Origin of the sequence: Vibrio sp. 16 (assembly GCF_963681195.1) — a bacterium.
In the GTDB taxonomy this organism is placed as follows: domain Bacteria; phylum Pseudomonadota; class Gammaproteobacteria; order Enterobacterales; family Vibrionaceae; genus Vibrio; species Vibrio sinaloensis_D.
This window is the reverse complement of the sequence record NZ_OY808997.1, coordinates 2,695,198-2,709,808: the sequence shown is the minus strand read 5'-3', so window position 1 is coordinate 2,709,808 and position 14,611 is coordinate 2,695,198. Positions and strand designations below refer to the sequence as shown.

Annotated in this window: 15 protein-coding genes; 7 read left to right on the top strand and 8 right to left on the bottom strand. The window is 45.2% G+C overall.

Going from position 1 to position 14,611, the window contains the following annotated elements:
- Positions 1 to 40 precede the first annotated feature (40 nt).
- Positions 41 to 1,330 carry a phosphoribosylamine--glycine ligase gene (gene purD / locus U9J37_RS12445; protein ID WP_005470893.1) on the top strand — a complete coding sequence of 430 codons (1,290 nt, stop codon included), beginning with the start codon at positions 41 to 43 and terminating at the stop codon, positions 1,328 to 1,330.
- A 71-nt stretch (positions 1,331 to 1,401) separates the two neighbouring features.
- On the opposite strand, the gene U9J37_RS12440 is transcribed toward purD, so the two are convergent.
- The 3 genes from U9J37_RS12440 to U9J37_RS12430 form a co-directional block, all read right to left on the bottom strand.
- Complete coding sequence (locus U9J37_RS12440; RefSeq protein ID WP_005471172.1) at positions 1,402 to 2,097, bottom strand: DUF1481 domain-containing protein; 696 nt, start codon at positions 2,095 to 2,097, stop codon at positions 1,402 to 1,404.
- A gap of 82 nt (positions 2,098 to 2,179) precedes the next feature.
- Positions 2,180 to 2,452: a nucleoid-associated protein HU-alpha gene (gene hupA / locus U9J37_RS12435; RefSeq protein WP_005470906.1), complete on the bottom strand. Its 273-nt coding sequence runs from the start codon at positions 2,450 to 2,452 to the stop codon at positions 2,180 to 2,182.
- Positions 2,453 to 2,681: 229 nt separating this feature from the next.
- A complete protein-coding gene (locus U9J37_RS12430) occupies positions 2,682 to 2,825 on the bottom strand; it encodes a hypothetical protein (RefSeq protein WP_005471052.1) in 144 nt (47 codons plus the stop codon).
- Between the two features lie 23 nt (positions 2,826 to 2,848).
- On the opposite strand from U9J37_RS12430, the gene U9J37_RS12425 reads away from it, so the two are divergent.
- Positions 2,849 to 3,946, top strand: coding sequence for a CNNM domain-containing protein (locus U9J37_RS12425; protein WP_005471128.1), 1,098 nt, complete (start codon positions 2,849 to 2,851; stop codon positions 3,944 to 3,946).
- A 70-nt stretch (positions 3,947 to 4,016) separates the two neighbouring features.
- Here the strand turns inward: U9J37_RS12425 and U9J37_RS12420 are convergent, their stop codons facing one another.
- Positions 4,017 to 4,604, bottom strand: a complete 588-nt coding sequence (locus U9J37_RS12420; RefSeq protein WP_005471016.1) for a YjaG family protein — start codon at positions 4,602 to 4,604, stop codon at positions 4,017 to 4,019.
- A 72-nt stretch (positions 4,605 to 4,676) separates the two neighbouring features.
- Here U9J37_RS12420 and U9J37_RS12415 point away from each other — a divergent pair, with 72 nt between their 5' ends.
- On the top strand, positions 4,677 to 5,603 hold the full coding sequence (locus U9J37_RS12415) for a D-2-hydroxyacid dehydrogenase (protein ID WP_005470897.1): 927 nt from the start codon (positions 4,677 to 4,679) through the stop codon (positions 5,601 to 5,603).
- A gap of 10 nt (positions 5,604 to 5,613) precedes the next feature.
- Entirely contained in the window at positions 5,614 to 6,198 is a 585-nt protein-coding gene (locus U9J37_RS12410; protein ID WP_043886760.1) for a uracil-DNA glycosylase family protein, read from the top strand.
- Positions 6,199 to 6,235: 37 nt separating this feature from the next.
- Here the strand turns inward: U9J37_RS12410 and U9J37_RS12405 are convergent, their stop codons facing one another.
- The 4 genes from U9J37_RS12405 to U9J37_RS12390 all read right to left on the bottom strand — a co-directional run bounded on the left by U9J37_RS12405 (position 6,236) and on the right by U9J37_RS12390 (position 10,258).
- Positions 6,236 to 7,402 carry a nucleotide sugar dehydrogenase gene (locus tag U9J37_RS12405; RefSeq protein WP_005471107.1) on the bottom strand — a complete coding sequence of 389 codons (1,167 nt, stop codon included), beginning with the start codon at positions 7,400 to 7,402 and terminating at the stop codon, positions 6,236 to 6,238.
- A gap of 261 nt (positions 7,403 to 7,663) precedes the next feature.
- The gene (gene groL, locus U9J37_RS12400) at positions 7,664 to 9,310 is read right to left on the bottom strand and encodes a chaperonin GroEL (RefSeq protein ID WP_005471093.1); all 1,647 of its coding nucleotides are present in this window, start codon (positions 9,308 to 9,310) and stop codon (positions 7,664 to 7,666) included.
- A gap of 75 nt (positions 9,311 to 9,385) precedes the next feature.
- A complete protein-coding gene (locus U9J37_RS12395; protein ID WP_005471099.1) occupies positions 9,386 to 9,676 on the bottom strand; it encodes a co-chaperone GroES in 291 nt (96 codons plus the stop codon).
- Between the two features lie 249 nt (positions 9,677 to 9,925).
- On the bottom strand, positions 9,926 to 10,258 hold the full coding sequence (locus U9J37_RS12390; protein WP_005471095.1) for a DUF3135 domain-containing protein: 333 nt from the start codon (positions 10,256 to 10,258) through the stop codon (positions 9,926 to 9,928).
- A 398-nt stretch (positions 10,259 to 10,656) separates the two neighbouring features.
- Between U9J37_RS12390 and U9J37_RS12385 the strand changes: the two genes are divergently transcribed.
- From U9J37_RS12385 to U9J37_RS12375, 3 genes are read left to right on the top strand one after another with little or no spacing between them, the layout of a single operon-like run.
- Complete coding sequence (locus tag U9J37_RS12385) at positions 10,657 to 11,790, top strand: polysaccharide export protein (RefSeq protein WP_005471162.1); 1,134 nt, start codon at positions 10,657 to 10,659, stop codon at positions 11,788 to 11,790.
- A 59-nt stretch (positions 11,791 to 11,849) separates the two neighbouring features.
- Complete coding sequence (locus tag U9J37_RS12380) at positions 11,850 to 12,290, top strand: arsenate reductase/protein-tyrosine-phosphatase family protein (RefSeq protein WP_005471015.1); 441 nt, start codon at positions 11,850 to 11,852, stop codon at positions 12,288 to 12,290.
- A gap of 37 nt (positions 12,291 to 12,327) precedes the next feature.
- Positions 12,328 to 14,490 carry a polysaccharide biosynthesis tyrosine autokinase gene (locus U9J37_RS12375; RefSeq protein ID WP_005471116.1) on the top strand — a complete coding sequence of 721 codons (2,163 nt, stop codon included), beginning with the start codon at positions 12,328 to 12,330 and terminating at the stop codon, positions 14,488 to 14,490.
- Positions 14,491 to 14,611 lie beyond the last annotated feature (121 nt).

Here is a 14,611-nt window from a genome sequence, read left to right as displayed (position 1 = left end):
TTTTTTGAATATTTAGATATTTGAGATTAAGGATTTAACAATGCGAGTTTTAATTATTGGTGCTGGCGGTCGTGAGCACGCGTTAGGCTGGAAAGCAGCACAAAACCCAAATGTTGAGACAGTATTCGTTGCACCTGGTAATGCAGGCACAGCGCTTGAGCCAAAGCTTGAGAATGTAAACATCGGCGTTGAAGCCATCTCTGAGCTGGTTTCTTTCGCTCAAGAGAAGAAAATCGAGCTAACGATTGTTGGCCCTGAAGCACCACTAGTTATCGGTGTGGTTGATGCTTTCCGTGAAGCGGGCCTTCCAATCTTTGGCCCTACAGAAGCCGCTGCACAGCTTGAAGGCTCAAAAGCATTCACTAAAGACTTCTTAGCTCGTCACAAGATCCCGACAGGCGCTTACGCAAACTTCACTGAAATTGAGCCAGCTCTGGCTTATGTTCGTGAACAAGGCGCTCCAATCGTAGTAAAAGCTGACGGCCTTGCTGCAGGTAAAGGCGTTATCGTTGCGATGACTCTTGAAGAAGCAGAAGATGCAATCAAAGACATGCTGGCTGGCAACGCGTTTGGCGAAGCAGGCAGCCGCGTGGTTATCGAAGAATTCCTTGAAGGTGAAGAAGCGAGTTTCATCGTAATGGTCGATGGCAAAAGCGTTCTACCAATGGCCACCAGCCAAGACCACAAACGTGTCGGCGACAAAGATACTGGCCCTAACACTGGCGGCATGGGTGCATACTCTCCTGCTCCTGTTGTTACACCTGAAATCCATGAACGTATTCTTGAAGAAGTTATCTACCCAACGGTACGTGGTATGGACGCTGAAGGAGCGCCATACACAGGCTTCCTATACGCAGGTCTTATGATTGACAAAGACGGCACGCCGAAAGTAATCGAGTACAACTGCCGCTTCGGTGACCCAGAAACACAACCTATCATGATGCGTATGGAGTCTGACCTTGTTGAGCTATGCTTGATGGCTATCGATGAGAAACTCGATGAAGCAGAGTCTAAATGGGATCCTCGCGCGTCTATCGGCGTTGTCCTCGCTGCTGGCGGTTACCCTGCTGACTATGCAAAAGGCGATGTAATTTCACTACCAACTGAACAAGCTGACGATCAGAAGATCTTCCACGCTGGTACCGCAAATAACGCTGCGGGTGAAGTTGTGACTAATGGCGGTCGTGTACTGTGTGCAACAGCACTAGGTAATAGCGTCTCAGAAGCGCAAGAGAAAGCTTACGCACTGGCTAAGCAGGTTAGCTGGAATGGTATGTTCCACCGCAACGACATCGGCTACCGTGCAATTGCACGTGAGCAAGAGAAGTAGACAACAGTTTCAGTTGGCACATTAGATAAAAGGCGCTCTTGATGAGCGCCTTTTTGATCTCGATAGTCGGTTTATTCTTCAATTAAATTCGGACGCTCAATACAATCTTGGCTGTCTTCCGCCAGCATCAAGAGCTCTTTGACCGTCACTTTGCTTCCGCGAGTTGAGCCTAAAAGCGCTATGTAGTTGTCGACTGAAGACAAACGATCAACAACGAAGCTAGGCAAAGTCTGGTTGAACTCGATCGTTGAGTAGTTATTCTCTGAACAGGTTTCAAAAGTACTGCCATCCCAATACCCTTGGATAAGCTCAAGGCCATCTTTTTCCTGCTGCTTACTAATGGTTGCGATATCAAGCGCTTCTTGTTTCAGCCATGCCAACTTATCACGACTGACGGGCAATACTCGTCCATCTAATCGATACTGCTGATAAACCGCCTCACCATTTTTGTTAAAACGCACATGAATTCGGTACGACACCAACTCTTGGTCATCGTTACGTTGCTCACCTTCACGCACCAGTTCGCGCAACTGCACTTCTGACCAACGGTAACTGGTTTTATACCAGCCATAATCGCCTGCCGTAACATAGTCTGCTGCAGTAAATGGATTAGAAAGCCGCTCTGTGTACCAATATAGGCTAGTGGCGTCGCCCATAGAGCGCCCACCGGTATATTCAGAGAACTGTTCAAGGTTTGCCGTTGACGGACCGGATGAACAACCAGTCACAAGAACGCCAACCAGTGATGACAATAAAATTTTCTTCATAATAAAAATATACGCCAAGATAGAGGCTACCTTGGCGTATTTTAAACAATTCCAGCAAAAAACTCTGGAGTCGTTGTATTAATTATTTTACGGCGTCTTTCAGCGCTTTACCTGATACAAACGCAGGAACGTTTGCTGCAGCGATTTGGATCTCTTCACCAGTCTTTGGGTTACGACCAGTACGAGCTGCACGGTGGTTAACTTTGAATGTACCAAAACCAATTAGTTGAACTTGGTCACCCTCTTTAAGTGCATCAGTCACACCATCAAGAGTTGCTTCAAGAGCAGCTTTAGCTTGCGCTTTAGATAGGTCTGCTTTCTCTGCGATAAAGTCGATTAATTGGGTCTTGTTCATTAGGTTTCCCTTCTCATATGTTATCGAATTCAACTCACTCTAAAGCATAAATGCCCCATCTGGCAAAGGTTTGTAAGCAATCTTTCGCTCTCATGACGTACTTTTAACCATAATCTGAGTATTAACTCACAATTTGTTACCAGCCAGAGCGAATTGATCCCTTGTTTTTAACCATTTTCGACCTTATTTATAGCTTACTCAAAGCCTGAGAAGCTTGATTTTACAGGCATTAGAGCGGATAAAAACCAATCAGACCAGGCTTGTAAAGCGTGAAAATCCCGTTGGCTTGAATACCAATTTCGGTCGTGATACTGGCACCGTTTTCGGGTATAACAAGAATACCAAGCCCGACTCGCTGAGAAGTGTCGGTCATACATTAATCTTCATAGGAAAGTTATGTTTCTGCTAGCTCTATACGTCTCTGTTGCCATTGGCGTATCGTTTGTTTGCTCTGTGTTAGAGGCGGTGCTTCTAAGTATTTCACCTAGCTATATTGCTCAATTGCGCCAGCAAGGGCACCCTGCGGCAGACGCTTTAACCAAGCTCAAAACCGACATCGACCGACCACTGGCCTCAATCTTAACCCTGAATACTATTGCTCATACCATTGGTGCAGCGATTGCTGGTGCACAGGCAGCAGCTGTATTTGGTAGCCAGTGGTTAGGGGTTTTCTCTGCGGTCCTGACGTTTGCTGTCTTACTCCTGTCTGAAATCGTGCCAAAAACGATAGGTGCAACGTACTGGCGTCAACTCGCGCCTACAGCCGCGACCACATTGCGTTGGATGGTATGGGCGCTGACTCCCTTTGTCTGGTTTTCCGAACAAATCACCAAACGCTTGGCTAGCGGTCATGAAGCGCCAAAAATGCGCGACGAGCTGTCTGCGATGGCAATTCTAGCCAAGGAGAGCGGTGAGTTTGCAGAGGGTGAAACCAAAATCCTAAACAATCTATTGGGCATCCAAGATGTCCCTGTGACACAAGTAATGACACCTCGCCCTGTCGTTTTCCGAGTTGACGCAGAGATGAGTATCAACCAATTCTTGAGCGAGTATCGCGATACACCATTCTCACGACCTTTGGTTTACAGTCAGTCAACAGACAACATCATTGGCTTTGTACACCGTTTGGAACTGTTCAAGCTACAACAAAGCGGCTGTGGTGAAAAACAACTTGGTTCGGTGATGCGTCCAGTGCATGTGCTACTGAATACGATTGTGCTACCGAAAGCGTTCGAACAGATGATGGCGAACCGTTTGCAGTTGGCGATGATTGTCGATGAATATGGTACGGTTCAAGGTATATTGACCCTAGAAGATATTTTCGAACACTTAGTCGGAGAAGAAATTGTCGACGAAGCCGATCGCACCACAGATATGCAAGAGCTGGCTTTTGAGCGTTGGGAAAAGTGGAAAGAGCGCCACGGGGTAATCGAGAATCGTGACGACGATGATGACGAGTCGGACGACCAAAACTCGAAGAAAGAAGACTACTAAAACAAACAAAAGGGTTGATGTCATGCATCAACCCTTTTGCTATCAAACATTAACAGAGCAAGAGAGCCCCCTACACCGCAATACCGATATTACTCACGCCTTCATCTTTAAGCTCAGCGCGCAGGTCTTTGATCAACTCAATATCACGCTCTTGCGCATCCTTCAACGGACGAAAGATGGCCCACTGCACGTCCCACTCAGCACAAACAGCTTCATTATCTTTTTGATTCTCGTTGGTAATTTCTTCGCCCGTTTGAGCTTCTTCTAGCTGTGCTACCGTCATCACCGATTGTTGACTGAGTTTTTGCATGTTTTCATACAAGTAATCGCGATCCAGCAAGCCATGAATAAGTGTCGACAAACCTACACACGCATCAATGGCCGGGTAAACACCGTAAAAATCAAAATCCTCAGAGCTAGGAATGATCTCTTCTAACTTTTCAAGCTGGCGCTCAAAATTCACTTTAGCGGTCTTCACCGTCAGTTGCTCCCAGATGCTATCTAGGATATCGCGGTAAATTCTTGCTTCAGCAAACTCTGTCGTTTGGCAAAACATGGCATAGTTTGGATACATGCGTTCACATAGACACGCCATAAAGGTAATCTGTTTCCAGGGTTCAAACTTCTCAAGGCGAAGTTGAAGAGGATTCTGTAGCATAACGACTCTTAGGGTCTGTTGAAATAAACAGCGAAAGTGTACTTGATAACCAGCAGGGAAAAAAGCAAGCCGATGAACAATTTCACTTATAAAGTGTATCTTCTGACCGAAGATGACTCGAAGTACCAAGCGTTACTCGAACAAGCCAATTTGCCAGACTTAGAGATCAGCACTTCTCGCGAAGAGGCGAATATACTATTGGCCTCTCCTCCACTCGCCTCATCGCAGATTGAACAGTTTCCCAATGTTGAGTGGATTCAATCCATATTCGCTGGCGTTGATGCACTGCTTCCGTCTTTAGATGAGTTTAGTGGTGAATTAACCAATGTGAAAGGCATCTTCGGCCAGCAAATATCGGAATACGTACTCGGCTATCTTATCCAGCATCAGCGTCACTTTAAGCACTACGCCGAGCAACAAGAGGCATCGACTTGGCACCCTTTGCCTTATCAATCATTGAATCATTTAAAAATGGTGGTTCTTGGCACAGGCTCGATTGGCAGCTATTTAGCCACTACCGCAAAAGCGTTCGGTATACATGTCTCAGGGGTAAATCGCAGCGGAATTCCCGCCAAAAACAGTCCATTTGATACCACCTACCATATCCAAGAATTGGCTACGGCGTTCAAAAACGCCGATGTCATTGTTAACACCCTGCCAAACACGTCAGAAACCCATCATATTTTCAATCGAGAAAGTCTGAGCTACTGCAGTCAAGCCTTGCTGTTTAATGTTGGGCGAGGGAGTGCAGTTGACGAATCAGCACTATCGGACGCATTAGATAACCAATGGCTTGCTCACGCTTACTTAGATGTGTTCGATACTGAGCCCCTACCTAATGAGCACCCTTTCTGGGCTCGCCGCGACATCACCATTACTCCGCACATTGCCGCCTTAAGTTTTCCTGAGCAGGTCGTTGATATCTTTGCTGAGAACTTCCAAAGATGGCGAGATGGGTTTGCGCTACTAAACCAAGTAAATATCGACAAAGGTTATTAAGCGGCCCAGCATGAGCAAACTAGAACAACTTTTATATCAAGTTAGACAATGCGATATCTGCGAGCCTCACTTAGAGCATGGCTGTAACCCCGTCGTCCAAGCAAGCCCATCAGCAAAGCTGCTAATTATAGGTCAGGCTCCAGGTCTGAAAGTGCATCAAACCTCCATTCCCTGGAATGACCCCAGCGGTGATAGACTAAGGGAGTGGTTACAGTTGGACAAAGCCCAGTTTTACGACGAGAAACAAATTGCGATTATGCCGATGGGGCTTTGCTACCCAGGGAAAGGAAAAAGCGGCGACCTCCCCCCAAGAAAAGAGTGCGCTCCAACTTGGCATAGTGCAGTCCTCGAGCAGTTACCAAACGTAGGCATGACGCTACTCATCGGGCAATATGCGCAAAATTACTATCTGAGAGACAAACCCAAAACGTTGACAGAAATTGTTAAAGACTGGCACCGATGGGCACCTCATTACCTGCCTTTACCTCATCCGTCACCGAGAAACACGCTGTGGCTAAAAAGAAACCCGTGGTTTGAGGAGGAAGTAGTTCCGTATATAAGGCAATATGTTCATCAGCATCTCAAAAACAAATAAAGCTCCATTTGGAGCTTTATTTGTTAAGGAGTTTTGTCTAGTCAGAACCAAATAAATCGCGGGTGTATACTTTGTCTGCCACGTCGGCCAACTCTTCAGCCATGCGATTGGAAACAATAACATCCGACTGCGCTTTAAACGCTTTCAAGTCGCGAATGACCTTGGAGTGGAAAAACTCGTCTTCTTCCAGCACAGGTTCATAAACCACAACGGTAGTCCCTTTCGCTTTCAGTCGCTTCATAATGCCTTGGATGGATGAGGCTCTGAAGTTATCTGACCCAGCTTTCATAATTAAGCGATAGATACCCACCACTTCAGGGTTGCGTTTAAGAATAGCGTCTGCGACAAAGTCTTTGCGCGTTCGGTTTGCTTCAACGATCGCACCAATAATGTTGTTTGGAACTTCTTGGTAATTCGCAAGTAGCTGCTTAGTGTCTTTCGGTAAGCAGTAGCCACCATAGCCAAATGAAGGATTATTATAGTGATTGCCAATACGCGGGTCTAAACCAACGCCTTCAATGATTTGACGGCTATCCAAGCCATGCGCTTCAGCGTAGGAGTCCAGTTCATTAAAGTAAGCAACTCGCATAGCAAGATAAGTATTGGAGAACAATTTAACTGCTTCAGCTTCAGTTGAGTTAGTCAGCAGAACTTCAATATCCTGCTTCTGTGCCCCTTCAACCAACAGATCGGCAAACTTTTGTGCGCGCTCACTTTGCTCGCCTACGATAATACGTGATGGATGTAAGTTGTCGTAAAGCGCCTTGCCTTCGCGAAGAAATTCCGGAGAGAAAATCAGATTGTCGCAGCCTAATTCTTGTTTAATACGTTCGGTATAACCAACTGGAACGGTTGACTTAATGATCATCACTGCATCAGGGTTGATTAACATGACATCTTTTATCACAGATTCCACTGACGAAGTATTGAAGTAGTTTGTCACCGGATCGTAATCAGTCGGTGTCGCAATCACCACAAAACGAGCATCTTGATAGGCGAGTTGCTTATCCGTGGTCGCAACAAAGTTTAGCGACCGATTGGTAAGAAAGTCCTCTATCTCTGCATCTACAATTGGTGACACTTTGTTATTCAATAACTCAATTTTCTTCTCTACAACATCTAGCGCCACAACGTGGTGGTTTTGTGCTAGTAACATCGCGTTAGAAAGACCAACGTAACCTGTACCTGCTACTGCAATTTTCACTGCTAACCTCTTCTTATATTTGGAGATGTCCAGTTATCTCTAACGATTAGAGCCGTCGGACATTCGTTCCAAAAATGATCCCTGATGAATATGAGGGATAGTGACGATATGTGCATATTACATCAAGCAAGCACGAAAGTAACTTTCGCACTTATTAGAAGTGAGACACTTATTTCACCCGAAGAAAAATTTCCTCTAGAAAAAACAAAAACGAAGACCGAAGTCTCCGTTTTCAATTTCACTATAAATAGCGAGGGGTGATTACATCATACCGCCCATGCCACCCATACCGCCCATACCGCCCATATCAGGCATTGCAGGCGCATCTTTAGCTGGTAGGTCAGTAACCATAGCTTCAGTTGTGATCATTAGACCCGCTACTGATGCTGCAAATTGAAGAGCGCTGCGAGTTACTTTAGTTGGATCTAGGATACCCATCTCGATCATGTCACCGTATTCGCCAGTTGCCGCATTGTAACCGTAGTTACCTTCGCCTGCGCGAACGTTGTTAGCAACAACAGACTCTTCATCACCTGCGTTCTTAGTGATTTGGCGGATTGGCGCTTCCATTGCACGCAGCGCTACACGGATACCAACGTTTTGCTCTTCGTTGTCACCTTCAAGGTTAGCCACTTTAGATGCTGCGCGAATCAGTGCTACACCACCACCAGCAACTACACCTTCTTCAACCGCTGCGCGAGTTGCATGAAGTGCGTCTTCTACGCGGTCTTTTTTCTCTTTCATTTCAACTTCAGTTGCTGCACCAACTTTGATTACTGCAACACCGCCAGCTAGCTTAGCTACACGCTCTTGTAGTTTCTCTTTGTCGTAATCTGACGTTGCTTCTTCGATTTGCTGACGGATTTGAGCCACACGACCTTGAATCATTGCTTCTTCACCCGCGCCATCGATGATGGTTGAGTTTTCTTTGGTGATAGTCACGCGCTTCGCTTGCCCTAGGTCTTCTAGAACAACCTTCTCTAGCTCAAGACCGACTTCTTCAGAAATCACTGTACCGCCAGTTAGAATAGCGATGTCTTGTAGCATTGCTTTGCGGCGATCACCAAAACCAGGCGCTTTAACAGCGGCAACTTTCACGATGCCACGCATGTTGTTTACTACTAGAGTCGCTAGCGCTTCGCCTTCGACATCTTCAGCAATGATTAGAAGTGGGCGAGATGCTTTGGCTACTGCTTCTAACGTTGGCAAAAGCTCACGGATGTTCGACACTTTCTTATCGATTAGTAGAATGAACGGGCTTTCTAGATCAACAGAACCTGCTTCTTGGTTGTTGATGAAGTAAGGAGATAGGTAACCGCGATCAAACTGCATACCTTCTACTACGTCTAGCTCATCTTGTAGAGCCTGACCTTCCTCAACAGTAATAACGCCATCACGACCTACTTTTTCCATCGCTTCAGCGATAATGTTACCGACTGTTGCGTCAGAGTTCGCAGAGATAGTACCCACCTGTGCGATCGCTTTAGTATCTGCACATGGAACTGATAGCGCTTTTAGCTCTTCAACCGCAGCAACTACTGCTTTGTCGATGCCGCGCTTTAGATCCATTGGGTTCATGCCCGCAGCAACTGCTTTTAGACCTTCGTTAACGATAGCTTGCGCTAAAACGGTTGCCGTTGTTGTGCCGTCACCCGCCGCGTCATTTGCTTGAGACGCGACTTCTTTGACCATTTGCGCGCCCATGTTTTGGAACTTGTCTTCAAGCTCGATTTCACGCGCGACAGACACACCATCTTTAGTGATCGTTGGTGCGCCAAATGATTTGTCTAGAACTACGTTACGGCCTTTAGGACCTAGCGTTACTTTTACTGCGTCCGCTAGAACGTTTACACCTTCTAGCATTTTAATACGTGCGTCGTTACCAAATTTAACGTCTTTAGCAGCCATCTTTAGTTTCCTTTTCTAAATTCTTAGTTTTGATTAGCAGTTGAATCTGAGCAAAAAATTACTCAATGATTGCTATTACTCAACGATCGCCATGATGTCGTTTTCAGACATTACCAGCACTTCTTTACCGTCGATTTTTTCAGTCTTAGTGCCGTAGCCCTCAGCGAAGATAACCATGTCGCCAACTTTAACGTCCAATGGCAGCACTGTGCCGTTTTCTAGAATGCGGCCTTTGCCTACAGCTAGAACTACGCCGCGAGTTGATTTCTCTGCAGCTGAACCAGTCAAAACAATGCCGCCTGCTGATTTAGATTCAACTTCTTGGCGTTCTACGATAACTCGGTCGTGTAATGGACGAATGTTCATCGGTCGTCTCTCCTGAAATGTCTATGTTTGATTTGATAAGCGGCTTTGAAAGCCTTGTGGTAACTATATGTGGGACGGTTTTAATAAACCCAAGGGCACAGGAGAGATTTTTTGTGATCAAGCTCAGATAAGAAAGAAGTAGGAAAGGAGAAAAGGAAGGTAAAACTAGCGCAGCAATTAATAAAATTAAGGCGTAGCTGACATAGCTTAACGCCCGTTCTTATCCATCAATTGCAAAGCGAATTAGGCTTATCGCCAAGAATCAAATGGAATGACTTCAGCGTCTGATTTAGGTTCATCGTAGCCGTCTTGCTCAATCACATCTTGGAACTTGATCATTTGGGAGACAAGCTCTCTCATGAGAAGAACGTTGGCCTGATTTGGATTTTTGCAATGGTTCACAACCCTATCGATATGGCTTTGCTGTGCCCAAAGCCGATCCTGCATTGCGTCGGACGCAGACAGAATCAGCTCTTCACACATATCCTGCTTAAATTGGCGAAACGCTTCTGGGTTTTGCTGCGCCAGCTCAACTAACTCATCAAACGGGGGGAGAGTTTGGTTTACTAGTGGTGAGCTCATACTGCCTCCTTAGTGTTGATTCTTCTATCAACAAGATACAATAATAATAGTCGATAACAGGCAATCGCCTAGTCACTTCACCGTTCGTCTTAATAATGAGACAAAAGTTCAAAGAGAAGGGGCTGCTCTCACCAAAGTAGACCTTCATACTGATAGTTCTCTATGCGTGCCCACTCAAATCCGGAACCTTTCTCCCACTATTTATGCGTTCATAATTGCAGCAGCGCTGATTGTATGGATAATTAGGTGATTAACCGTATGCATAGTACAATCGCCGCAAACACTTCTAGACAACAATTGTTTACAGAATATTGAAGTTTGGCATGTGCTTTTTATTTAAACTCTTCTATTACGACATGAAGGTTGTAATACATAATTAATTTAATGACTTAGCAAACATGGAATTTAAAAAAAAGCTTTTGCTTGCGATGGTAATCCCAGCGTTATTGGCAGGATGTACAACTCCAGGCTCACATCTCTCGACAGACAATAAAAACATCGTCGAAACAGAAACAAATCAAGAATCCACGGTTTCTGAACAAGTTAACCTCTATCCACTTACAGCTCAGACCATTAGCACGCTGCCTAGAGAGCGCAGCTTTGTATCCCAAGCCAACCCTGAATTAGATCAAATGATCGCCAACTACGAGTATCGAGTTGGCCCTGGCGATATCTTGAATGTTACCGTGTGGGATCACCCAGAACTTACGATTCCTGCCGGCTCATATCGCAGTGCTTCTGAGTCAGGTAACTGGGTTCATGCTGATGGCACAATTTTCTACCCGTACATAGGCACTGTAGAAGTTAAAGGCAAAACCGTTCGTGAAATAAGAACTGATATTGCAGAACGTTTGGCCAAGTATCTGGAGAGCCCACAAGTTGATGTAAGTGTAGCCTCATTTCGCTCGCAAAAAACTTACATTACTGGCGCAATATCTCAGCCAGGCCAGCAAGCGATTACTAACATTCCCCTTACGCTATTGGATGCTATCAATCACGCTGGTGGACTCGCAGAAGATGCCGATTGGCGCAATGTCACGCTTACGCGTAATGGGGTAGAAGAATCTCTTTCACTTTATGCTCTCATGCAGCGTGGTGACCTAAAACAAAATCGCCTATTGCAATCTGGCGACATCATCCACGTACCTCGTGACGACAATCAAAAAGTGTTTGTTATGGGTGAAGTGAATGACCCTAAACTGCTGAAAATGGATCGCGCCGGCATGAGCCTCACTGAGGCGCTCAGCAATGTGGGTGGTATTAATGAGCTATCAGCGGATGCAACAGGCGTATTTGTAATTCGCACAGCAGGTGACAAATCCGAACACCTTGCTGATATTTTCCAACTGAATATCAAAGATGCGTCCGCACTAGTGATTGGTACAGAGTTTGATCTTAAGCCTTATGACATTGTCTATGTCACTGCAGCCCCTATCACTCGTTGGAATCGTGTGGTCAGACAGCTCATGCCAACCATTACTGGCTTTAATGAGTTAACCGAAGGTGCACTACGTATCAAGACTTGGCCGTAATATCCAGTTGAATTAAATGGAGCTCCCGGCAAGCTAAACTCTTGCTGGGAAATGAAGATATGTTTAATAAAATTCTCGTCGTCTGTGTAGGCAACATTTGTCGCTCTCCAACTGGTGAGCGAGTTTTACAAAAGTTACTTCCTGAAAAACACATTGCTTCTGCCGGTATCGCCGCCGAAAAGAGTGGGCTTGTCGGCAAGTCTGCTGACAATATGGCAACGGAGCTTGCCGCAGAAAATGATGTTGACTTAACTGGGCACCAAGCTCAACAACTTACCTCTTCGCTGTGCGCGCAATACGACCTAATTTTGGTTATGGAAAAAGGGCATATGGAAGCCTTGACCTCAATAGCACCAGAAGCTCGTGGAAAAACCATGCTATTCGGCCAATGGATTGGGCAACAGGACATACCCGACCCTTTCCGTCAAAGTCGAGAAGCCTTTGAACACGCTTACCAACTTATTGAAAAATCTGCAGAGGCATGGGCTAAAAAGCTCTAACTCCACGTTGCCAGGAATTAAAGAACCTTAATACATTATGACAACACAACAATCTCGACAAACAACCGATAATTCCTCTGATGAAATCGATCTAGGGAAATTGCTTGGAATTTTATTGGACGCGAAGTGGCTAATTATCGTTGTGACAGCCATTTTTGCCGTTGCTGGGGTAGCCATTGCTCTGCTTTCAACTCCAATTTACAAAGCGGATGCTTTGATTCAGATAGAGCAAAAGAGCTCTGGTGGTATTTCCGCTATGGTCGGCGATATGGGGGAACTCTTTTCACAAGAATCTTCCGCTACTACCGAAATTGAAATTATTAAATCTCGCATGATCCTGGGGGATACAGTTGACAAGTTTAATCTTACGACCGTTGCCTCACCATCATACTTACCGCTTGTGGGTAAAGGCATTGCTCGTCTAAGTGGAGATCTCAATCGGATCACCATTAGCCGCTATGAACTACCTGACTACGCACTGGGGATGGAGCACAAACTCATCGTTCTTGATGCAGAGAAAAAACAGTATCAACTGGTGCGTGAAGATGAGCGCGTGGTTCTTGAAGGTACAACAGGTAAACTCGCACAAAACGAAGACTACACTCTGTTTGTTACGGATCTTCAATCAAGCACTGGATTTGAATTTAGCATTGGCAAACGCTCTCGTTTAGAAGCGATTGAATGGTTAAAGCGCAATCTTTCTATTAGCGAGCGCGGTAAGCAAACGGGTATTTTAAACCTTAGCTTTGAAGGTGAAGACCGCACACTAATCAGCGACATTCTGAACCATATTAGCCAAACCTATTTCTTACAAAATGTTGAGCGTAACTCTGCTGAAGCAGAAAAAAGCTTAACGTTTTTAAAACAACATTTGCCAGAAATAAAAACGAACTTAACCTCTTCAGAAGATACCCTTAATCAATATCGTCAAGAGAATGAGTCGGTAGATTTAGGTCTTGAAGCGCAATCGACACTGAAAGTAATGGTGGAACTTGAAGCGCAGTTAAATGAGTTGACCTTTAAAGAAAGCGATATTAGCCAGCGCTTTACTAAAGATCACCCAGCGTACCGTTCACTGCTAGACAAACGTCAAACACTACTTAATGAAAAAGAGCGCCTCAATCAACAAGTACAAAAACTACCTAAGACTCAGCGCGAAATTCTTCGTATGACGCGTGATGTGGAAGTCAACCAACAGATTTACATCCAACTTCTTAACAAGGTTCAAGAGCTAAGCATTATCAAGGCGGGAACTGTGGGTAACGTGCGTATCCTCGATACAGCTCAAACTTACATGGCACCAGTTAAACCTAAGAAGCCATTGATTGCAGTACTTGCTACTCTATTGGGCGGTATGTTGAGCGTTGCCTTTGTGTTGGTAAAAGCTGTGTTTCATCGTGGTGTCGAGAATCCAGATGAAATTGAACAGATTGGCCTATCGGTGTATGCAAGTGTGCCACGTTCAGAGATGCAAGAGAGCCTCTTTAGTAAGGTGAAGAAGAAACACCGAGACGGTCAAATGGCACTGCTCGCCGAAGCTAACCCGGCAGATCTTTCTGTAGAAGCCCTGCGTGGTCTACGTACTAGCTTGCACTTTGCCATGATGGAAGCAGACAATAATGTGTTGATGATTTCCGGTCCCGCACCTGGTATTGGTAAGTCTTTTGTTTCAACTAACTTTGCCGCAGTCGCTGCTAAAACCGGTCAACGCGTATTATTGATTGATGCGGATATGCGTAAAGGCTACCTACAGAAACCTTTTGGTTTAAAGTGGGACAATGGTTTGTCGGATCTACTAAGCGGAAAAATCGATACAGCACAATCAATAAAGGCTACTTCGATAGAAAATCTGGATATCATTGCTCGCGGGCAAGTTCCGCCGAACCCGTCTGAGCTGCTAATGCATCGACGTTTCAAAGAGCTATTAGATTGGGCGAGCAGTGAGTATGACCTAGTTATTGTCGATACCCCACCAGTACTAGCGGTCACTGACCCAAGTATTGTTGGCGCACTTGCTGGCACTACATTAATGGTGGCGCGATTTGGCCAAAATACAGTCAAAGAGATCGATGTTGCACGAGACCGATTTGAAAAAGCGGGTATCGAAGTGAAAGGCGTGATCTTGAATGCTGTCGAGAAGAAGGCGTCTAGCTCTTATGGCTACGGTTACTATAACTATGCTTATAAGAGTGACAACTAAACTGTGATTCGATAGCTTTCAGTTGCTCAAGTGATATGTAAAACAAGTTGTTAATTATTTTACACTTTACGGAATGTCGCATAGAATAAGCAACGGAGTGATTAAAATTCCTCCAACATCG